The organism is Rahnella contaminans (assembly GCF_011065485.1).
GTDB classification, from domain to species: Bacteria; Pseudomonadota; Gammaproteobacteria; order Enterobacterales; family Enterobacteriaceae; genus Rahnella; species Rahnella contaminans.
Genome location: NZ_JAADJS010000004.1, coordinates 42,078 through 63,921, shown reverse-complemented (window position 1 = coordinate 63,921; position 21,844 = coordinate 42,078). Strand labels below are relative to the sequence as shown.

21 protein-coding genes are annotated in these 21,844 nt (G+C 52.6%); 7 read left to right on the top strand and 14 right to left on the bottom strand.

Annotation, left to right across the window (positions count from 1 at the left end; all coding sequences use genetic code 11):
• Positions 1-13: 13 nt before the first annotated feature.
• Positions 14-1,264 (top strand): valine--pyruvate transaminase, encoded by a 1,251-nt coding sequence (locus tag GW579_RS17575; protein ID WP_165060677.1) that lies wholly within the window; start codon positions 14-16, stop codon positions 1,262-1,264.
• A gap of 78 nt (positions 1,265-1,342) precedes the next feature.
• Here the strand turns inward: GW579_RS17575 and ibpB are convergent, their stop codons facing one another.
• Complete coding sequence (gene ibpB / locus GW579_RS17570) at positions 1,343-1,777, bottom strand: small heat shock chaperone IbpB (RefSeq protein ID WP_152323731.1); 435 nt, start codon at positions 1,775-1,777, stop codon at positions 1,343-1,345.
• Between the two features lie 118 nt (positions 1,778-1,895).
• A complete protein-coding gene (gene ibpA, locus GW579_RS17565; RefSeq protein WP_152323732.1) occupies positions 1,896-2,306 on the bottom strand; it encodes a small heat shock chaperone IbpA in 411 nt (136 codons plus the stop codon).
• A gap of 390 nt (positions 2,307-2,696) precedes the next feature.
• On the opposite strand from ibpA, the gene GW579_RS17560 reads away from it, so the two are divergent.
• A complete protein-coding gene (locus GW579_RS17560) occupies positions 2,697-3,074 on the top strand; it encodes a YceK/YidQ family lipoprotein (RefSeq protein ID WP_152323733.1) in 378 nt (125 codons plus the stop codon).
• Positions 3,075-3,125: 51 nt separating this feature from the next.
• Here the strand turns inward: GW579_RS17560 and GW579_RS17555 are convergent, their stop codons facing one another.
• From GW579_RS17555 to dnaA, 11 genes are all read right to left on the bottom strand, one after another.
• Entirely contained in the window at positions 3,126-4,391 is a 1,266-nt protein-coding gene (locus GW579_RS17555) for a YidR family protein (RefSeq protein ID WP_165060673.1), read from the bottom strand.
• A gap of 68 nt (positions 4,392-4,459) precedes the next feature.
• Complete coding sequence (locus GW579_RS17550) at positions 4,460-5,755, bottom strand: MFS transporter (protein WP_152323735.1); 1,296 nt, start codon at positions 5,753-5,755, stop codon at positions 4,460-4,462.
• A 218-nt stretch (positions 5,756-5,973) separates the two neighbouring features.
• On the bottom strand, positions 5,974-7,122 hold the full coding sequence (dgoD, locus tag GW579_RS17545) for a galactonate dehydratase (protein ID WP_152323736.1): 1,149 nt from the start codon (positions 7,120-7,122) through the stop codon (positions 5,974-5,976).
• Positions 7,119-7,736 carry a 2-dehydro-3-deoxy-6-phosphogalactonate aldolase gene (locus GW579_RS17540; protein WP_165060670.1) on the bottom strand — a complete coding sequence of 206 codons (618 nt, stop codon included), beginning with the start codon at positions 7,734-7,736 and terminating at the stop codon, positions 7,119-7,121. The genes dgoD and GW579_RS17540 overlap by 4 nt, the downstream gene beginning before the upstream one ends.
• Positions 7,720-8,610 carry a 2-dehydro-3-deoxygalactonokinase gene (locus tag GW579_RS17535; RefSeq protein ID WP_165060667.1) on the bottom strand — a complete coding sequence of 297 codons (891 nt, stop codon included), beginning with the start codon at positions 8,608-8,610 and terminating at the stop codon, positions 7,720-7,722. Before GW579_RS17535 ends, GW579_RS17540 begins: the two co-directional genes overlap by 17 nt.
• Positions 8,607-9,305, bottom strand: a complete 699-nt coding sequence (locus tag GW579_RS17530) for a FadR/GntR family transcriptional regulator (protein ID WP_152323739.1) — start codon at positions 9,303-9,305, stop codon at positions 8,607-8,609. Before GW579_RS17530 ends, GW579_RS17535 begins: the two co-directional genes overlap by 4 nt.
• A 255-nt stretch (positions 9,306-9,560) precedes the next feature.
• A complete protein-coding gene (gene yidA, locus GW579_RS17525) occupies positions 9,561-10,376 on the bottom strand; it encodes a sugar-phosphatase (RefSeq protein WP_165060664.1) in 816 nt (271 codons plus the stop codon).
• Between the two features lie 143 nt (positions 10,377-10,519).
• Positions 10,520-12,934: a DNA topoisomerase (ATP-hydrolyzing) subunit B gene (gene gyrB / locus GW579_RS17520; RefSeq protein ID WP_165060661.1), complete on the bottom strand. Its 2,415-nt coding sequence runs from the start codon at positions 12,932-12,934 to the stop codon at positions 10,520-10,522.
• Positions 12,935-12,953: 19 nt separating this feature from the next.
• Positions 12,954-14,042 (bottom strand): DNA replication/repair protein RecF, encoded by a 1,089-nt coding sequence (gene recF / locus GW579_RS17515; RefSeq protein WP_152323742.1) that lies wholly within the window; start codon positions 14,040-14,042, stop codon positions 12,954-12,956.
• A 9-nt stretch (positions 14,043-14,051) separates the two neighbouring features.
• A complete protein-coding gene (dnaN, locus tag GW579_RS17510) occupies positions 14,052-15,152 on the bottom strand; it encodes a DNA polymerase III subunit beta (protein WP_013573353.1) in 1,101 nt (366 codons plus the stop codon).
• A gap of 4 nt (positions 15,153-15,156) precedes the next feature.
• Positions 15,157-16,548, bottom strand: coding sequence for a chromosomal replication initiator protein DnaA (dnaA, locus tag GW579_RS17505; protein ID WP_152323743.1), 1,392 nt, complete (start codon positions 16,546-16,548; stop codon positions 15,157-15,159).
• A gap of 685 nt (positions 16,549-17,233) precedes the next feature.
• On the opposite strand from dnaA, the gene rpmH reads away from it, so the two are divergent.
• The 5 genes from rpmH (at position 17,234) to mnmE (ending at position 21,084) form a co-directional block, all read left to right on the top strand.
• Positions 17,234-17,374 carry a 50S ribosomal protein L34 gene (gene rpmH / locus GW579_RS17500; protein WP_009637487.1) on the top strand — a complete coding sequence of 47 codons (141 nt, stop codon included), beginning with the start codon at positions 17,234-17,236 and terminating at the stop codon, positions 17,372-17,374.
• Positions 17,375-17,392: 18 nt separating this feature from the next.
• Positions 17,393-17,752 (top strand): ribonuclease P protein component, encoded by a 360-nt coding sequence (gene rnpA / locus GW579_RS17495; protein ID WP_071823635.1) that lies wholly within the window; start codon positions 17,393-17,395, stop codon positions 17,750-17,752.
• A complete protein-coding gene (gene yidD, locus GW579_RS17490) occupies positions 17,716-17,973 on the top strand; it encodes a membrane protein insertion efficiency factor YidD (protein ID WP_095924029.1) in 258 nt (85 codons plus the stop codon). The genes rnpA and yidD overlap by 37 nt, the downstream gene beginning before the upstream one ends.
• A gap of 2 nt (positions 17,974-17,975) precedes the next feature.
• Positions 17,976-19,610 (top strand): membrane protein insertase YidC, encoded by a 1,635-nt coding sequence (gene yidC, locus GW579_RS17485; protein ID WP_165060657.1) that lies wholly within the window; start codon positions 17,976-17,978, stop codon positions 19,608-19,610.
• Positions 19,611-19,719: 109 nt separating this feature from the next.
• Entirely contained in the window at positions 19,720-21,084 is a 1,365-nt protein-coding gene (mnmE, locus tag GW579_RS17480; protein WP_165060654.1) for a tRNA uridine-5-carboxymethylaminomethyl(34) synthesis GTPase MnmE, read from the top strand.
• Between the two features lie 70 nt (positions 21,085-21,154).
• Here mnmE and GW579_RS17475 read toward each other — a convergent pair whose 3' ends face one another.
• The gene (locus GW579_RS17475) at positions 21,155-21,754 is read right to left on the bottom strand and encodes a short chain dehydrogenase (RefSeq protein ID WP_165060651.1); all 600 of its coding nucleotides are present in this window, start codon (positions 21,752-21,754) and stop codon (positions 21,155-21,157) included.
• Positions 21,755-21,844 lie beyond the last annotated feature (90 nt).

The window sequence follows — 21,844 nt, the reverse complement described above, 5'->3', positions numbered from 1 at the left end:
TACAAAGCTTTCTATGACGTTTTCTGCTTTCGGTGACAAATTTACCCGTTTTTCAGGCATTACCCGCCTGATGGGCGATATGAATGACGGTTTACGCACACCAGGTGCTGTGATGTTGGGCGGCGGTAATCCGGCGCAGATCCCTGAGATGCAGGATTATTTCCAGACGCTGCTGACGGAAATGCTGGCCGAAGGCAAGCTGACCGAAGCGCTGTGCAATTACGACGGCCCTCAGGGCAAGGACGTGCTGCGTCACGCACTGGCAGAAATGTTGCAGAAAGAACTCGGCTGGCAGCTCGATGCGCAAAATATCGCGCTGACCAACGGCAGCCAGAGCGCCTTCTTCTATTTATTCAATCTGTTCGCCGGACGTCGCGCCGACGGCAGCATGTCGAAAGTGCTGTTCCCGCTGGCTCCGGAATATCTGGGTTACGCGGACGCCGGGCTGGACGAAAATCTGTTTGTTTCCGCCAAACCGAATATCGAGCTGTTGCCCGAAGGCCAGTTCAAATATCACGTCGATTTTGATCATCTGAATATCACTGATGATATCGGCCTGATCTGCGTTTCACGCCCGACCAATCCGACCGGCAACGTGATTACTGACGAAGAGCTGATTCGCCTCGATGCACTGGCGCAGCAGAAAGATATTCCGTTATTAATCGATAACGCCTATGGGGTGCCGTTCCCCGGCATCGTGTTTACCGACGCAACGCCGCTGTGGAACCCGAATATCATTCTGTGCATGAGCCTGTCGAAGCTCGGTCTTCCGGGTTCTCGCTGCGGCATCGTGATTGCCGATGAGAAAATCATCAAAGCGATCAGCAATATGAACGGGATTATCAGTCTGGCACCGGGCAGCGTCGGGCCTGCCATCGCCACAGAAATGATTGCCCGTGGTGACTTGCTGAAGTTATCAGAAAACGTGATCAAGCCGTTTTACTCTCAGCGTGTGCAGGAAACCATCGCCACGCTGCGCCGCTATCTGCCGGAAGAACGCTGCCTGATCCACAAACCGGAAGGCGCAATTTTCCTGTGGCTGTGGTTTAAGGATCTGCCGATTACTACTGAAGTGTTGTATCAGCGCCTGAAACAGCGCGGCGTGCTGATGGTGCCGGGGGATTATTTCTTCCCGGGGCTTGAGCATCCGTGGCCGCATACGCATCAGTGCATGCGCATGAACTACGTGCCGGATGCGGAACAGATTGAACGCGGCGTGAAAATTCTGGCGGAAGAAGTCGAAAAAGCGCACGCCGAAAATTAATTTTCCTGCACGACAGGCATAAAAAAACAGGAGGACAAATGTCCTCCTGTTTTCGTTTTTAGCGACTCTGCCGCCGGATTACGCTGACTGATTCTCCAGTGCAGGTTTCTCGGTGCCGATCGCAATTTTCTGTGGCTGCAAAGCTTCCGGTACGTCACGCACCAGATTGATGTGCAGCAGGCCGTTTACAAACTCGGCGGCCGACACATGCATGTGCTCTGCCAGCGTGAAGCTCAGGGTGAAAGGCTTGATCACTAACCCCTGATGCAGATATTCCACTTTCGCTTCCGGCTGAGCAGGCGTACCGCTGACGGTTAAACGCGGCCCTTCCACTTCAATATTCAGCTCGCTCTGCTGGAAACCAGCGAGCGCCAGCGAAATGCGGTAATGATTGTCGTCAGACTTCTCAATATTGTACGGAGGAAAAGCCTGATCGCCGCCCTGCATTGAGCTGGCTAATTTATCAAAACCAATCCACTGACGAAGTAATGGGGAAATATCATAATTACGCATTGTGTAACTCCTTCTTTGAAGCGAGATTAATTAATCCGTCGCCCGATTTGGGTGTGACGGTTCAGCCCCCTGACGGCGAGCCTAAACTTTTTCATTTGTGCGTTGTCTTTATAAACGCTTAGCGGATCTCAATACGCCGTGGTTTGGACGTTTCAGGAACGATGCGTTCCAGATCGATATACAGCAAACCATTCGACAAATTGGCCGCTTTAATTTGAATGTGTTCGGCCAGCTGGAATTTGCGTTCGAAATTACGCTCAGCAATGCCCTGATATAAATATGTGCGGTCAGCGTCAGTCGGTGCATGCGCGCCTTTGACCACTAACATATTGTCGTGCGCTGTAATGTCCAGTTCGGATTCGGCAAATCCCGCTACCGCGATGGCAATCCGGTAATGGTTTTCGTCAACTAATTCAACATTATAAGGAGGATAGCCGCCACCCTGATTCTGACCCGATTCGATAAGATTAAATAAACGGTCAAAACCAATTGCAGAGCGGTATAGTGGTGATAAATCAAAATTACGCATTACTACTTCTCCTGACATTCAGCGAGTATATGTATATAGCCTTCCTGATGGACAGGCTCGCGGCGCGGTTTATATTCACGATCCCTTCCGGCGATCGTTCCCCTGCGTCGTACATTAAAAATGGCGATGAAAGAGAGTATTTCAAGTGGGCATTCGCAAGAAAAAGACAAAAATTTTGTTTTCGTTTGAACTGCGGACGTCAAAATACAAATAGTGCGAGGGCGAAAAGCCAGGGACAGCAGGCGGTTTCCTGCAAGATTTCAAATAGTCATTACACTTAATGGGATCGCAGCCACAGAGCTACAGCTTGCTTTGTTAATTTTTTTTGCTGGGTGGTATAAGTCGTTTTGACTTAAAAACTCAGACTGACAGCATAAGATGAGTTCTAACATGATGAAATTTGTACTGACGCCGCTGATGACAGGATGTATTTTTTTAGCGACGAGCGGTTGTTCCAGCGTGATGAGCCACACCGGCGGAGACACCGGCTATTATTCAGGCGCACGCGCTGATGTGAATATGATGAAAAGCGACGACACCAGCTGGGCGATGACCCCGCTGTTGTTAGTGGATTTACCTTTCAGCGCCTTACTCGATACGGTTTTGCTGCCTTATGATTATTATCGCAGCGGAAAGGTCACGACGCGCGACCGCGTCAAAGCCAGCGAAGAGCACAACATTGCGCTGAGCAACGGGGTCGATATCGATCACGTTCCGCCGATGACCACGACGCCGCGCACTCAGAAATCCTCCACACATAAAAAGTAAGCCTCAGCCTGAGGGAATGAAACCGGCCAGACCGGCCGGTTAGGTAAAATCTCAGCGGCTGGCCGTCACGAAAATTTGCGCAAATTCCCCCACCTGACGCATAAAAGCTATCTGGCTGCCGTCGGGGGAATACACTACAGCATCCGCGCACGGCGCGATTTCCGTTCTTCCGGTCAGCCGGAGCATTTCTCCGCTTTCCACATCAAGGCGCATCACGCTGTTATCGCACACCAGCACCACCGATTTACCGTCCGGGCTCCAGCTAAACGCCGACTGAATTCCGCTGGCCGAATGGCTGATCTGCACCGGTTTGCCACCATTAGGCGACACCGACCAGAACTGCACCACGTCTTTTTCATCTTTCATCAGAAACGCAATCTGGCTGCCATCCGGCGAAGACCGTAACCAGTGACGCGGCTGAGCGGCGACGCCTTTTTCGGTAAACGTAATGCGCCGCTGTTTCACGCCCGACGGTGGCGCAGGCAGCGTGTCCGGCGTTCCCTGCAACGGTTTTCCCCCTGCTTTCAGGTAATCCGCGTCGTCTTCCGGCAGATCCACCACGAAAATTTCCGGATGCTTTTCTCCGCTGGCGGAAAGTGTGTCGCCAATAAAGGCCAGCGCCCACCGCTGACGTGAACCGCCTGTTTTGACATAGCCTTCGAGCCCGATCCAGCCTTCTTCGTACGCACGGTTAATGTCATCGCTGCCAGGCCGCGGATGGGACGTTGTTTCGCTGACCAGCACGCTGAAATGGCTGCCATCGTATTCACGGGGATGATGTTTTGGCGGCATGACGGGGTGTCCGGATAAGGCGACACCGACGTTACGTAAATCCAGAGCAGGATTCAGTTCATGCAAAACATGGTCGTTGTAGGTAAAGCTGAGGCGGGAGCCGTCGGGGCTGAAAACGTGAACATGCGTACCGCCACGCAAAGCACCGGGCGTAAACGGCGCGGTGATGTCCATCGCATCGAGCGTCACGGCCTGCGCGCGCTGCGGCTCAGAGACAATGACACCGCGGCGATGATGGAAATCATACTGCCAGCGGGCATCCGGGTTTTCCGGACCATGAATAAACGCATAACGGGCCGGCTGGACCGGGCTGACTGTGACCACGCCCACATGAGCATTTTCACCGGCGCGATAAAGGACTTCCGTCTCGCCGGTTTTCACATTCACACGCTCAATGGTCGAACCGGTGAAAGAGCCACCGTGCGGACGCACGTCATACACCAGCCACTGGCTGTCCGGCGTCCAGACGTTAATGTTGGTCAGCTGATGCCCGCGGGCATCAGTAGTGAGTTGTTTTTCATTCATGCGTTCAGGCGCGCCCTGCCGTTTAAAGTATGCCTAAGAATAGGGGACTCAAACGGCAGTGGCAATCTTCAGCAATCTCCGACACGTTTCACTTCACCCACCAGGAAGATATAAGAAAGTGCACCCAGTAAAGCGACAACGGAAATATAAGTTAATGACGGGGCAAAACCGTAATCCTGCGCCAAATAACCGACAACTAACGGAACGGTAATTCCGCCTAAACCGCCTGCCAGATTAAATACACCCCCGGTCAGCCCGATTAATCTTACCGGAGCTAATGACGAAACCAGCGACCAGGTAATAGAGGCAAAACCATTACCAAAGAAAGCCAGCGCCATTAATATCATGATCCACATCGGGTCATTGGTATAATTCGCCCCCATAATGCAGGTAGATAATAACAACCCGCAGATGATCGGTAATTTACGCGCAAAACCAATCGACTTACCTTTACGCACCAGTTTATCCGCCACCATTCCGGATAATAACACGCCGAAAAAGGCCGCGAGGAAAGGTACCGTTGTCATAAATCCGGCGGTGAGCGCCGCAATATGTTTTTCCTGGGTCAGATAATTAGGGAACCAGGTCAGGAAAAACCACAACGTTGACGCGACAGCAAATTGTCCTAAATAAACCCCGACCAGTTTGCGGTTAAATACCAGTTTCCAGTCTGCGGATGTCAGCGGAGTTCGTGATTTTTTATCCGCCGGTGCATCGCCATCCACCATGCCGCCGCCCGCGCGGATATGTTCCAGCTCTTCTGCATTCACGCCTTTGCTTTTACGCGGCGACTGATACACGCAGAACCACAGCAGCGACCAGATAATACCGATGCCACCGGTGATAATGAACACCCAGTGCCAGCTGAGCATTTCCTGGATCCAGATCAGCAGCGGCGTCAGGAAGGCTAATCCGACAAACTGGCCGGAGGTGTAAAAGCCCACGGCAGACGCACGCTCCTGTTCCGGGAACCAACTGGTCACCATGCGGTTATTAGTCGGGAAAGCGGGTGCTTCAAACATGCCCGTCACGGCGCGCAGGCCAATCAGTGACGCTAATCCGCCAGCAAATCCCTGTAAAAGGGTGACGACTGACCAGCCGAAAATGGCGATGAAATAGGTCATCCTCGAACCGAACCGGTCAAGGAACCAGCCGCCGGGGATCTGGCAGGCGGTATAGGTCCATGCAAAGGCGGAGAAGATATATCCCATCTGCGTTTTGCTTATTCCGAATTCCTGCTGAATATGGGAAGACGCGACAGCCAGATTCGCGCGATCGACATAACAAATAACAACTGTAATGAATATCATGAATAAGGTGACGTAACGTCTTTTTGTCGGTCTGACTTGTAGGGTGGTATCCATTTTTATTTCCTGGTAATGGTTATTCTGACTAACAGGCGTAAGGGTGACTCAGAAATTGCCCTGATTATTTAATGTTTGTAATCACTTAAATTATTACCTTAAATCATTCGAACGTTATCAAGGCGGCAATGGAAAGAATCCCCGGGAACTTACTTAAGTAAGTGACCTGGGTGAATGAAAGCAGCCAACGCAGAAAACGTTTGAAAGATGACAGGTAATTACCATTCAGCGACGGCACCGTCAGGATAACGCCACAACGGGTTACGCCAGTCAGGAGCATTTTTACTTCGTTCAATCACTAACTCTTCATTTATTTCCACGCCCAGACCGGGTTTATTTAACGGATAGAAATAACCGTCGGTCATTTTGAAGTCGTCTTTATTAATAACAAAATCGAGTAATTCCGCGCCCTTGTTATAATGAATACCCATACTTTGTTCCTGAAGCACGGCATTACGCGAGACGAAATCAAGATGCAGACAGGAAGCCAGCGCAATCGGCCCGAGCGGACAATGCGGAGCCAGCGCGACATCGTAGGATTCGGCCATCGCCGCAATTTTGAAGCATTCGGTGATCCCGCCAGCGTGCGAGAGATCAGGTTGCACGATCGCCAGACCACCATCGGCCAGCACGCGTTTGAAATCAAAGCGTGAGAACATGCGTTCACCGGCCGCAATCGGAATATGCGTTTGTGCGGCAAGACGCGGGTAATACTCGGCCTGCTCGGCCAGCACCGGTTCTTCGATAAATAACGGGCGATACGGTTCGAGTTCTTTGATCAGGATTTTTGCCATCGGCGCACTGACACGACCATGGAAATCCAGACCAAACTCAATTTCATTGCCGAACTCAGCGCGGATTTGCGCAGCCTGTGCGACGGCAGCATCCACCTGACGGGCGTTTTCGATAATGCCCATTTCTTCACAACCGTTCAGTTTGAAGGTATCAAATCCGATGGCGCGCAGTTTGTTGATGCCATCAATCAGCTCTGATGGCCGGTCACCGCCCACCCAACTGTAGGCTTTGATTTTATCGCGCACCAGACCGCCCAGCAGCTGATAAACCGGTACGCCCAGCGCTTTACCTTTGATGTCCCACAGTGCCTGATCGATACCTGAAATCGCACTCATCAGGATCGGGCCGCCACGGTAAAATCCGCCACGATACAACGTCTGCCAGATGTCGTTAATACGCGCCGGATCCTGCCCGATAACGTATTCACTCAATTCATGGACCGCCGCTTCAACGCTGCGCGCACGCCCTTCGATAACCGGTTCGCCCCAGCCCGTTATACCTTCATCGGTTTCAATCTTCAGAAACATCCATCGCGGTGGCAGGCGGTAAGTGGTCAGCTTGGTGACTTTCATTGTGTTGCATCCTTATAAGCCTGGATAAATGCTTTGGCCTGGAGCGACGTCGTTTCTGGCGTCTGCCCTGCGCGGTATAAATCGCTGCCGAGGCCTGCACCGGCACAGCCCGCATTGAGATAGATCGCCAGATTTTCAGGCGTCACACCGCCGACGGCAAATACCGGAACACGTGCGGGCAGCACCGCTTTCAGGGCTTTGATGTAGTCGGGGCCGAAAGCCGATGACGGGAAGATTTTCAGCGCCTGCGCACCGGCTTCCAGTGCTGTAAACGCTTCGGTGGCGGTCGCGCAACCGGCGCAAACCGTCATCCCCAGTTCGACCGCCCGGCGAATGACCTGCGGATTGATATTCGGCGTGACCACCAGTTTGCTGCCAAGCGAATGAAGTACATCAACCTGCTGCGGTTCCAGCACGGTACCCGCACCCAAAAGCGCCTGCGCGCCAAACGTGCTTACTGCCAGCCGGATACTTTCCTGCCAGTCCGGTGAATTGAGCGGGATTTCTACCGCGTCAAAACCGGCCTCCAGCAGGACGGAAATATGCTGATTCACTTCCTGCGGACGAATGCCACGCAGAATGGCGATAAGCGGGATTTCAGTTGCCCATTGCATTTACGATCCTCCTTATTCCTGATTGAAAAGCCTGATCGCCGTCGAAAGCCTGCCAGCTGACTCCCGCCAGACGCAGTGCCTGCGCGTAACGTTCAGTCAGCTGCTGATTTCCGATGAGGGTGACCGAATGATGATGGCCAAAAAGCCTGAGCATCTGCGCGACTTCACTACCAATCAGTAAGCCGGAAAGCCAGTCGCTGACGGCAGATTTGTCCAGCCGGTTCAGCACATGCGCCGCGCGCACTTCAAATAAGCGACCGGTGATGTCCGGCTGGCTTAAACCTTTGCTGAGCCCTTGCAGGAAGACATCGGCGGCAGGTTGCTGCGCGGGTAAACCTTTGCCGATCAGCGAATGATTCATCAGAAGATAGTGAAGTTCGCCGGTCATGGCTGTCCGAAAATCAAGAACCTGACTGCCGTCAGTCTCAACCCATTTACTGTGGGTGCCGGGCATCAGATACACGGAGGCAGGAGAATCATGAACCGCGCCGAGCAGCTGAGTTTCTTCGCCGCGCATCACGTTGCAGTTGTCGTCACGACTGACGCTGATCCCCGGCACAATCCATGCTTTTACCGGCAATGCGGCGTGGACAGGGTAAAGATGTTGCCCGAGCGCATCGAGGGAAAACGGTGCGGCAAGATAAGGTACATCCACCCAGCCAGCGTTACTGCCAATCATCCCCGCCATAATCACGGGGAGATTTAAGGATTGCCACGGCGCAATCACGTCGTTGAATACCTGCTGTGGCGTGGTGCCTTCCAGCCGGGTAATTCCCCGTTCTGAACGGACTTCTGCGGTGCATTCTCCCTGCTGATACAAAAAAGCGCGCAGGTTGGTGGAACCCCAGTCCAGCGCGATATAGCTTGCTGTCATGTAATGTCCTTGAGTCGTTTCGTCGAAGAGGCAATCATTTTCATGGCCGCCTGCTCCGCCGCGTTGGCATCCTGATGCCGGATTGCGTGGAACAATTCCTGATGTTCCTGCAAGGTGACCGGCATGTTGTTGTCATCTGGCATGTAGGTTCTTTCAAATACCGCACGTTGCAATGAGCTGATAGCAACACTCAGCTGCTGTAAAACCGGGTTATGTACCGCCGCCAGCACCGCTTCATGGAAGCCAATATCCGCTTCGTTAAACGCATCGCGGTCCTGATGATTAGCGATCATGTTGTTCAGCGCTTCTTCGATCACCGCCAGTTCACCGGAGGTCGCCCTTTCGGCTGCCCAGCGCGCAATCGCCGGCTCCACCAGATTACGTACTTCACTCATGGCAGCGATCAGTCGCGGGTCGTAATCACTGGCCAGTACCCACTGCAAAACGTCGGTATCGAGGTAATTCCACTGATTTCGCGGACTGACAAAAGCGCCGCGATAACGTTTGATTTCGACCAGCCGTTTCGCCGTCAGCGAGCGCAGCACTTCGCGGATAATGTTGCGCGATGTCTCAAACTGCTCGCAAAGCTCCATTTCTGAAGGCAGTGCCGCGCCGGGGATGTATTTTCCGCTGACAATTTGCTGGCCCATTTCCAGGACCAGACGGTCGGTTTTACTGAGTTCATGTGAAGGCATAACTTCTCCGGGGCTGAAGGATAAAACCCTACTTTACCGCTCAGACCCTTGCCGGTCTCTGGATTGTTGCACAATCTTATAAGCTTCCCTGCAGAATGCATGGGAATAGTAGTACCAAACAATTACTTTGTACTACAATCCAGATCACAAAACAGACAATTCAGGTATATTCATCAGGAAGGAAGGGATCAGGAGGGGGAGATGGTCGTGAACGGCCTGGTTTCAGAAAAACAGGCCGGGAATATCAGGAGGGATTTAGTGACCTAACACGAACTTATTCACCGCAAACGCGACACCGTCTTCGGTGTTGGTTTTGGTGACGAACTGGCTGACGGCTTTGACGCTGTCCAGCGCATTGCCCATCGCGACGCCGATTCCGGCGTATTCCAGCATCGCAATGTCGTTTTCCTGGTCACCCAGCGTCATCACGCTTTCGCGCGCGATACCCAGTTTTTCCGCCAGCACTTTCACGCCTTCGCCTTTGTTGACGCGCTTATCGAGAATTTCGAGGAAATACGGCGAGCTTTTCATGATGGTGTAGTTTTCTTTTGCTTCTGCTGGCAGCTGGCTGATGGCGCTGTCCAGCAACTCGGGATCATCAATCATCATGACTTTCGGGAAGGTCAGCGCAGGATCCATTTCCTCTGCCGGACAGAATTGCAGCGGAATGCCCGTAGTGAAGGACTCGTGCACGCTGTATTTGCTGATAAAGGGGTTGGCAGTAAACAGGTCGGTTTTAGTCAGCGCATGGAAATGCACACCCAACTCACGTGCCAGTTGTTCAAAGTAGTGATAATCTTCAATTGTGAGGGATACTTCGGCAATCACGCTGCCATCTTTCGCATTATGCACCAGCGCACCGTTATTGGTGATGCAGTAGCATCCGTCCTGCTGCAAATCCAGTTCCATCAGATAGCGCTGTACACCGACGAAGGGACGTCCGGTTGCCAGAACGATTTGCACACCTTTCGCCCGCGCTTCTGACAACGCTTTTTTAACGGCCGGTGTCACTTCATGCTGCGGATTGAGCAACGTCCCGTCCATATCAATTGCAATTAATTCAATAGCCATAGCATCCTCAGAGTTTGAAAAGTCTTCATCAATGCTAACGCGATTACCCGCTGTAAAGCCAGCCGGAATGCGGGCTGCGTCAGACGAAAAAAAAAGTCCGAAGCGGTTTCCCGGTTCGGACTCTTTATCAGCTTATGCCGTTATCAGATATCGATGTTGGCAGCTTTCAGGGCGTTCTCTTCGATGAAAGCGCGGCGCGGTTCAACCGCATCGCCCATCAGCGTGGTGAACAACTGGTCAGCGGCAATGGCGTCTTTAACGGTCACACGTAACATGCGACGTTGCTCAGGATCCATTGTGGTTTCCCACAGCTGATCAGGGTTCATTTCGCCCAAACCTTTGTATCGCTGAATCGACAGACCACGACGGGACTCTTTCACCAGCCATTCCAGCGCCTGCTCAAAGCTGGTCACTGGCTGACGGCGTTCGCCACGTTCGATGAAGGCATCTTCTTCGATCAGGCCGCGCAGCTGTTCGCCGAGCGCACAGATTTTGCGGTATTCGCCGCCCTGAATGAAGTCTGCATCCAGATCGTAATCGGTATCGACGCCGTGCGTACGGATACGCAGAACCGGTTCGAACAGCTGATGCTCACGGTTTTCACGGACGATCGCGCTGTAAGAACTGCCGTGCTGCTCTTTCTCGTTAAGGCGCGCCACCAGCGATTCCATCCACGCCTGAACTTTCGCCTGATCGGTCAGATCCGCGCCCGGCAGGGTCGGCTGATAAATCAGGTTATTCAGCAGCGCACGCGGATAACGACGTTCCATACGGCCAATCATTTTCTGCACGCTGTGATGTTCAGCCACCAGTTTTTCCAGCGGTTCACCCGCCAGGGCTGGTGCATGGGCGTTGGCGTGTAACGTTGCCCCGTCCATCGCAATGGAAATCTGATACTGATCCATCGCTTCGTCGTCTTTAATATACTGTTCCTGCTTGCCTTTTTTGACTTTGTACAATGGCGGCTGTGCGATAAATACATGGCCACGTTCTACAATTTCAGGCATCTGACGATAGAAGAAGGTCAGCAGCAAGGTACGGATGTGTGAACCATCGACGTCGGCATCGGTCATGATGATGATGCTGTGATAGCGCAGTTTGTCCGGGTTGTATTCGTCACGGCCAATGCCGCAACCGAGCGCGGTAATCAGCGTTGCCACTTCCTGAGAAGAAAGCATTTTGTCAAAGCGCGCTTTCTCGACGTTGAGGATTTTACCTTTGAGCGGCAGAATCGCCTGGTTCTTACGGTTACGGCCTTGTTTTGCAGAGCCGCCCGCTGAGTCCCCTTCCACTAAGTACAGTTCGGAATGAGCCGGGTCGCGTTCCTGACAATCTGCCAGTTTGCCTGGCAAGCCAGCCAGATCCAGCGCGCCTTTACGACGGGTCATTTCGCGGGCTTTACGCGCCGCTTCACGGGCACGCGCCGCATCGATGATTTTGCCGACAACGATTTTGGCGTCTGACGGGTTTTCCATCAGGTAATCCACCAGCTTCTCGTTCATCAGCGTTTCAACAGCCGTTTTCACTTCGGAAGAAACCAGTTTGTCTTTGGTCTGGGAAGAGAACTTCGGATCCGGAACCTTCACAGAAACCACAGCAATCAGGCCTTCACGGGCATCGTCACCGGTGGCGCTGATTTTGGATTTCTTGCTGTAGCCCTCTTTATCCATGTACGCGTTCAGGGTACGGGTCATTGCCGAACGGAAACCGGCTAAGTGAGTCCCGCCATCACGCTGTGGAATGTTGTTGGTGAAACAGTAAATGTTTTCCTGGAAACCATCGTTCCACTGCAACGCCACTTCAACGCCAATGTCATCTTTTACCGTGGAGAAATAGAACACGGTCGGATGAATTGGAGTTTTGTTTTTGTTCAGATATTCCACGAAAGCTTTGATACCGCCTTCATAATGGAAGTGATCGTTCTTCCCATCACGTTTGTCCAGCAGGCGGATAGCCACGCCGGAGTTCAGGAATGACAGTTCGCGCAGGCGTTTCGCCAGAATGTCATACTCGAATTCGGTGTGATTGGTGAAGGTGTTAAAGCTCGGCCAGAAACGCACCGTGGTACCGGTTACGTCAGTATCGCCAATGACTTTTAGCGGATCCTGCGGCTCACCGTGTACGTAAGTCTGGGTATGGACTTTTCCTTCGCGGCGGATAACCAGTTCCAGTTTTTCCGACAGGGCGTTAACGACGGAAACACCCACGCCATGCAGACCGCCGGAGACTTTATACGAGTTATCGTCAAATTTACCGCCAGCGTGAAGAACGGTCATGATGACCTGAGCAGCAGAAACGCCCTCTTCTTCGTGAATACCGGTCGGAATACCACGGCCATCATCCTGTACGGAAACAGAGTTATCCGCATGGATCGTGACCTGAATCTCTTTACAGTGGCCCGCGAGGGCTTCGTCGATAGCGTTGTCCACAACCTCGAATACCATGTGGTGCAGACCAGTGCCGTCATCGGTATCGCCGATATACATGCCGGGGCGCTTACGCACCGCGTCCAGCCCTTTTAATACCTTGATACTTGAGGAGTCATAAGAATTCGACATCAACGTTTCTCGCTCATTTTTAGTCCTGTGATAGAACGGCTATTTTACCTTGTTCCACGCGGAACATCTTGCCCTTTTCACCCATCATGTCGGTCACTTGTTCAGCGCTAATCGCACTGACAAAAACCTGTGCCTGGGTGGCTTTAAGGCGATCGGCCAGCAACCGACGTCGGTCGGCGTCCAGCTCAGAGGCAAAATCGTCAAGAAGATACAGGCAACGCCGCCCGCTCTGTCGGGTGAGAAACTCACCCTGCGCCAGTCTCAGCGCACACATCAGTAATTTCAGCTGCCCTCGGGACAGTAAATCTTCCACCGGCGTGCCGTCGGCACGAATGCGGAAATCCGCCTTATGCGGGCCTGATGCGGTATAGGTTAAGGCTCTGTCGCGCTCAAAATTACGCTCCAGCAACTCGCCATACTCCGTTTCCTTGTCCCATCCACGCTGGAAAGAAAAACTGAGGGCGAATTCAGGCAGGAATTGCGCGCAGGTCGCGCTGATATCAGCCGCGATCGCGTCGCTGTATGCTGCCCGCCATTCGCTAATGCGCTCGGCTAACGGAATCAATTCCTGATCCCAGGCACGAATTTGCGCATAACGAGTCACCTGTCGCAGCGCGGCGTTGCGCTGCTTGAGTAACCGTCGCAGGTTGCTCCAGGCGATAAAAAAACCGGGGTCGTGATGAAAACAGCCCCAGTCGATAAATGCCCGCCGGTATTTCGGCCCGCCATTGAGCAGGGTGAAACCTTCGGGTGTGATCAGTTGCATCGGCAGCATTTGTGCAAGTTCAGACACTTTGTGGCCGTCACTGCCATCAATACGCACTTTGCTGTCACCCTGGCGGCTTTTGCTCAAGCCAATCGACAGCTCACGATCACCGCCATCATCCACACGGGCATGAAGAACAAACTCCGGCTGATCGTGACGGATAACACGTCCGGCCTGCAAACTGCGAAAAGCGCGGCCATGCCCCAGCGTATAGACCGCTTCGAGCACGCTGGTTTTACCGCTGCCATTGGGACCGACCAGAAAGTTAAAACCGGGCGACGGATCTAAATCCGCCGCCTCGATGTTGCGGAAATCTTTTATCAGTAAGCGCGTTAAGGCCATTAATTCAGACTAGAGCCTCATAGGCATAACAACGTAGGCCGCTGACTGACTCGCAGCGTCTTCGATCTGCACGCTGGAGACGGAGTCTGTCAGCAGCAGATTAACGTCTTCGCACTTGAGGGCATTGAGCACATCAAGTACGTAACTGACGTTAAAGCCGATTTCCATTTCGGTGCCTTCGTAACCGACATCCAGAATTTCTTCTGCTTCTTCCTGTTCCGGGTTATTCGCAGTGATTTTCAGCTGGTTATGGCTGACGTACAAACGCACACCACGGAATTTTTCGTTAGAAAGAATGGCCGCACGGGCAAAGGCCTGTTTCAGCAGGTCACAACCTGCCTGCAACGTTTTGTCCGGATTCTTCGGCAATACGCGGCGATAATCAGGGAAACGGCCATCAACCAGCTTGGAAGTGAAAATGAAGTCACCGACGTGCGCACGGATGTTGTTGCTACCGATTTGCAGTTGCAGCGTGGTGTCGCCGCCGTCAAGCAGACGAACCAGTTCCATCACGCCTTTACGCGGCACGATCACCGAATGCGATGGCAGAGACTGGCCGATTGGCATAGAACAGACGGCCAGACGGTGACCGTCGGTCGCCACGGTACGCAGTTCTTCACCTTCGGTTTCAAACAGCATGCCGTTTAAATAATAACGAACGTCCTGATGTGCCATAGAAAACTGCGTAGCTTCAATCAGACGTTTCAACGTGGCCTGCGGCAGGGTGAATTCCACCTCGCTTTGCCAGTCGTCGAGATTAGGGAAATCTGTGGCCGGTAAGGTCGACAGCGAGAAACGGCTGCGGCCTGATTTTACCAGCATGCGGTCGCCATCAAGAGCGACGGAAATTTCCGCGCCTTCGGGCAATCCACGGCAGATATCAAAGAATTTACGCGCAGGAACGGTGGTCGCCCCGGCTTCATGTGGCTGAGACAGCGCAACTTTCGCCACCATCTCCATTTCCAAATCCGTCCCGGTCAGCGACAGCGCGCCATCCGTCACCTGTAATAACAGGTTACCCAGAATAGGCAACGTCGGTCGTCCACCCAGCGGGCTACTGACCTGTTGCAGTGGTTTCAGCAAATGCTCACGTTCAACAATAAATTTCATAGCGCTAGGAAGATAATGTTCTGATTAAGTTGGAGAAATCTTCTTTGATGTCGTGACTTTCTTCACGCAACTGCTCGATTTTACGGCAGGCGTGCAACACCGTGGTATGGTCCCGACCACCGAACGCATCGCCGATTTCTGGCAGGCTGTGGTTGGTCAGCTCTTTCGCCAGCGCCATCGCCATCTGGCGTGGGCGGGCTACCGAACGGGAGCGCCGTTTGGAGAGCAGGTCAGCGACCTTGATTTTATAATATTCGGCCACTGTTTTCTGAATATTATCGATAGTGACCAGCTTCTCCTGAAGCGCCAGCAAATCGCGCAGTGCTTCACGAACGAAGTCGATGGTAATCGCGCGGCCGGTAAAGTTGGCATTGGCGATCACGCGGTTCAGTGCGCCTTCAAGCTCACGCACATTAGAACGCAGACGTTTAGCAATAAAGAAGGCAACTTCGCCCGGCAGACGGATATCGTTCTCGTCGGCCTTTTTCATCAGGATCGCCACGCGGGTTTCTAATTCAGGCGGCTCAATCGCTACCGTCAGGCCCCAGCCGAAACGCGATTTCAGACGATCTTCAACACCGTTGATCTCTTTTGGATAGCGATCCGAGGTCAGGATGATCTGCTGATTGCCTTCCAGCAGGGCATTAAAGGTGTGAAAGAACTCTTCCTGTGAACGTTCTTTATTAGCAAAGAATTGAATGTCATCGATGAGCAACGCATCGACAGAACGGTAGTAACGCTTGAACTCTTCAATGGCGTTGTTTTGCAGGGCTTTTACCATGTCCTGCACAAATCGCTCCGAGTGCATGTACACCACTTTTGCATTGGCTTTACGCGCCATGATGCCGTTACCGACTGCATGCAATAAGTGGGTTTTACCCAGACCGGTGCCACCATAAAGGAAAAGCGGGTTGTAGGCGCCGCCCGGATTATCCGCCACCTGACGCGCCGCCGCGCGGGCCAGCTGGTTAGACTTACCTTCTACGAAGTTATCAAAAGTGTGTTTCGGATTGACGTTCGAGCGGTAGGAAAGCTCAGGCTGAGCAGGCGAACTGTCCCAGCTTGGACGTGAAGGTGCCAGACGCGGAATAGCGGGCGCAGCCTGAGAGCTGACGCTGGCCGCAACGGGCTGACTGACGCGTTGCATCACCGGTTTGCTGCCGACTTCAAAACGGAGCAACGGTGCATCCGCCCCACAGAAATCGTTGAGCAAGCCGTTAATATTGTTTAAGTATTTGTCACGAACCCAATCAAGGACAAAACGATTCGGGGCGTAAAGCGCCAGCGTATTGTCGTTGAGTTCCGCCTGTAGGGGGCGTATCCACATACTGAATTCTGTGGCAGGTAGTTCATCCTGCAAACGGGCAAGACATTGCTGCCAAAGCGAAAGTGACACGGCGGACTCCACTCGAACAAGTATCAAAAAAGAAAAGGATCAGGATATTTTTTAAATCATGATTTTTGGCACACGTCCCGCCCATAGAAGGGGGAAATTTCTCTCACCACCCTGTCAGTGGCGTAAAGTCACGTGCGAACCGCTTTTTGCGGTTTTTGTCGAAAGCCACCCAGCCGGGATCGCGATCGGAATGGCGGATCATAACGCAATCCGGCACAGAGATCCTCCCCTTCCTGACAGTTTAGATCCTTTTTATCCACAGGCAGCAGTCAGCGAGTGGGTAAGCTTAGCCGATCCTTTTAAAATTAGGCGATGTAATCATCACTCTGCTGAAAAAATAGGAGTCCGCTGAGCTAATTTTCATCACATTGAGAGAAAGATCTCAGCCCTGTGGATAAGGATCAGGCGAGGATCCTTGCGATTTGCGGCAGAGTCCGTATAATCCTCAGCCCTACGTGTGAAGCCTGTGTTCCTGATGGTCATAACCAGATGGATATTGCGGTGTGACCACGGGCAATTCTGGTAAACACTTGAACCATTTCTGGCAATGTAAATTGACTCAGGACTGTACAGTTATTACAATCCCGCTTCTTTATATGTTGCGACAAAGGCACCGGTCGTTTTTTCGCCGAAATGTCTTCGCGTTTACTGATCAGTAATAATTTAAGTTTAGGTAGAAATCGCCATGAAACGCACTTTCCAACCGTCCGTATTGAAGCGCAACCGTAGCCACGGCTTCCGTGCTCGTATGGCCACCAAAAATGGTCGTCAGGTTCTGGCTCGCCGTCGTGCGAAAGGCCGTACCCGTCTGTCAGCTTCTAAGTAATAAAAGCTAACCTATTTAGTGGTTAAGCTCGCTTTTCCCAGGGAGTTACGTTTGTTAACTCCCCGTCATTTCACTTTCGTCTTCCAGCAGCCACAACGGGCTGGCACGCCGCAAATTACGATACTCGGCCGCCTGAACGAGCTGGGGCATCCCCGCATCGGTCTCACCGTCGCAAAAAAACACGTCAAACGCGCACATGAACGCAATCGGATTAAACGCCTTACCCGCGAAAGTTTCCGGTTGAATCAGCATACGCTGCCGTCGATGGATTTTGTGGTTGTGGCCAAGAAGGGTGTCGCCGATTTAGATAATCGCGCGCTGACGGAAGCGTTGGAGAAATTATGGCGTCGACATTGCCGACAGGCTCCCGCATCTTGATAAAGCTGATACGTGGTTATCAGTTGTTCATCAGTCCGTTGCTCGGGCCACATTGCCGCTTTCGACCAACCTGCTCTCAATACGGTATTGAAGCAATTGGTCGTTTTGGCATGTTAAAAGGCAGTTGGTTGACTTTGAAACGCGTATTAAAATGCCATCCTTTGAACCCAGGTGGTGATGACCCCGTACCGCCGAAAACCGACAATAACAGAGAACACTAACGATGGATTCGCAACGCAATCTTTTCCTCATCGCTCTGCTGTTCGTGTCTTTCATGATCTGGCAGGCATGGCAAACGGACCACGCTCCGCAACCCGCCAACCAGACCACGCAACAGACTGCGAACACTGCAAACGGTGATGCTGCTAACCAGGCTGTTCCTGGTAGCGGACAGGGCAAATTAATTACAGTTAACAGTGATGTGCTGTCATTAACGATCAACACCCGTGGTGGCGACATTGAGCAGGCTCTGCTGACTGCTTACCCTACATCTTTGGGCTCTGACCAGCCTTTCCAGTTACTGGAAACCACTCCTAATTTCATCTATCAGGCACAAAGCGGTCTGACAGGTAAAAATGGTCCAGATAATCCGGCGAACGGCGAACGTCCTCTGTTCCAGGCCAGCTCGGATTCGTTCACTCTGGCAGAAGGCCAGTCTGAACTGCGCATCCCGATGACCTATACGGCTCAAAACGGTGCCATCTTTACCAAAACTTTCGTGATCAAACGTGGCTCCTATGCGGTGAATGTTGAGTACAACGTCAACAACACCACAGCTGCCCCGCTTGAACTGACCATGTTTGGCCAGCTCAAACAAACCACCGACTTGCCTAAGCACCGCGATACTGGCAGCAATAACTTTGCTTTGCATACGTTCCGTGGCGCGGCTTACTCTTCAAGTGATGACAAATATCAGAAGTATGCGTTCGATAAGAGCGAAGCGCTGAATGTCACCACACAGGGCGGTTGGATTGCTATGTTGCAGCAGTATTTTGCAACGGCGTGGATCCCGTCAGCGAAGGACACCAACACATTCTTCACGACCACCAACAACGGTATCTCATCGATTGGCTTTAAAGGCACACCGTTCACCGTTGCCCCTGGCGCACAACAACAGGTTGCTTCAATCCTGTGGGTGGGCCCGGAAATTCAGGACAAAATGGCCGCTATCGCGCCACACCTTGACCTGACAGTCGATTACGGTTGGTTATGGTTCATTTCTCAGCCGCTGTTCAAACTGTTGAAATTCATTAACAGCTTCGTCGGCAACTGGGGCTTCTCAATCATTGTTATCACCTTCATCGTGCGCGGTATCATGTACCCGCTGACCCGTGCTCAGTACACGTCGATGGCGAAAATGCGCATGTTGCAGCCGAAACTGGCCGCGATGCGTGAACGTATCGGTGATGACAAACAGCGCATGAGTCAGGAAATGATGGCGCTGTATAAGTCTGAGAAAGTGAACCCGCTGGGTGGCTGTCTGCCGCTGGTTATTCAGATGCCAATCTTCCTGGCACTGTATTACATGCTGTCTGGTTCCATTGAATTGCGCCACGCGCCGTTCATCCTGTGGATCCATGACCTGTCAGCGCAAGACCCGTACTACATTCTGCCGGTCATAATGGGTATCACGATGTTCTTCATTCAGAAGATGTCGCCGACCACCGTCACTGACCCGATGCAGCAGAAGATCATGACCTTCATGCCGGTCATCTTCACTGTGTTCTTCCTGTGGTTCCCGTCCGGTCTGGTGGTGTACTACATCGTCAGTAACCTGGTAACCATTCTCCAGCAGCAGCTGATTTATCGCGGGCTGGAAAAACGCGGCCTGCACAGCCGCGACAAGAAAAAGTCATAAGTGAATGTCAGGGCGGCTTCCGTCCTGACAGCTAAACTTGATGATAAAAACAAAGGCGATCATTTGATCGCCTTTTGCATATCCGTAAATACCCGATGGGAAAAACGTTATGAGCACCTCAGATACCATTATCGCCCAGGCCACCCCACCCGGCCGCGGTGGTGTGGGCATTTTGCGCATTTCTGGCCGTGCGGCGCGTGATGTTGCACAGGCTGTCTTAGGTAAACTGCCAAAGCCGCGTTACGCCGACTATCTGCCATTTCAGGATGCGGATGGCAGTACGCTGGATCAGGGCATCGCGTTGTGGTTCCCCGGCCCTAATTCCTTCACCGGCGAAGACGTGCTTGAGTTACAAGGCCACGGCGGACCGGTGATCCTCGATTTACTGCTCAAACGCATTATCGCGCTGGAAAACGTGCGTATTGCGCGTCCGGGCGAATTCTCTGAGCGTGCTTTCCTCAACGATAAGCTGGATCTGGCACAGGCAGAAGCAATTGCCGATCTTATCGACGCCAGCTCCGAGCAGGCCGCACGCTCGGCGGTTAACTCGCTTCAGGGCGCATTCTCGAACCGTATTCATCATCTGGTGGAAGCACTCACTCACCTGCGGATCTTTGTCGAAGCGGCTATCGACTTCCCGGATGAGGAAATCGACTTTCTGTCAGACGGCAAAATCGAAGCCAAACTTAATACGGTGATGGGCGATCTCGATGCGGTACGTGCTGAAGCCCGTCAGGGCAGCCTGCTGCGTGAAGGGATGAAAGTGGTGATTGCCGGACGCCCGAACGCCGGTAAATCCAGCCTGCTGAACGCGCTGGCCGGTCGTGAAGCGGCGATTGTGACCGACATCGCGGGCACCACGCGCGACGTTCTGCGCGAGCATATTCATCTCGACGGCATGCCTTTGCACATTATTGATACCGCCGGTTTACGTGAAGCCAGCGACGAAGTTGAGCGCATTGGTATCGAACGTGCATGGAATGAGATCGAACAGGCAGACTTAGTGCTGTTTATGGTTGACGGCACCACAACGGCTGCGACTGAACCTGCTGAAATCTGGCCCGAGTTTATGGCACGCCTTCCCGCTTCTTTACCTATCGTCGTGGTACGCAATAAAGCCGATATTACCGCCGAAGCACTGGGGCAAACCGAAGTGAATGGTCACTCACTTATTCGCCTTTCTGCCCGCACCGGCGACGGCGTGGATCTGCTGCGCGATCATCTGAAACAGGTGATGGGCTTTAATCACAACATGGAAGGCGGATTTCTTGCCCGTCGTCGTCACTTGCAGGCGCTGGAAGACGCGGCACAACATCTGGTTCAGGGTAAAGATCAGCTGCTTGGCGCATGGGCAGGTGAATTACTGGCGGAAGAGTTACGCCTTGCACAACAGTCACTGAGTGAAATCACCGGCGAATTCACATCTGATGATTTGCTGGGGCGCATTTTCTCGAGTTTCTGTATCGGTAAATAATTCCCTCCTGGCAACAAACAAAACCCACATTGTAAAATGTGGGTTTTTAATTTTTTTCAACGTATTAGCCTTACCAGACTTTATAAACGCGTCCGGTCTGCGCCCCTTCCACGCTGCGACGATAGGCTTTCGCCACGCGTGCTGCCGGTGCTGCTTCAAAACCCGGAAAGAATGAACCGTAAGCTTTCAGTGACTCTTCCACGACGGTCGGGCTAACCACGTTGATGCGGATACCACGCGGGAGTTCGATCGCCGCCCCCTGCACAAAACCTTCTACAGCCGCATTTACCGTGGTGGCGTTTGCTCCCTGACGGATAGGTTCATCAGCAATAATCCCGCTGGTCAGCGTGATGGAACCCCTCTCGTTCAGGAATGACTGACCGATCAGCGCAATACGTACCTGCCCGAGCAGTTTGTCCTGCAAACCAATATTGAATTGTTCTGCGGTCATTTCAGTAAGCGGGCCAAAGTGCAGGCTGCCGGTGGTGGCGATAATCGCATCGACCTTCCCTGCGTTTTTGAAAAGCGCCCGGACGCTGCTTTCATCGGTAATATCGACCTGAAAATCACCGTGCGTTTTACCTGCAGTGATCACCTCATGATCATCGGCAAACTCACGCACCACAGCGCTCCCCAATGTACCAGTCCCGCCAATCACTAAAATTTTCATCACAGACTCCTCAATGTTGTTGGTAAGTTCATCTTTTACCAAACTCAGGGTTAGATATAGACTCGTATTATTCGTTCTGTTCTAACTCAG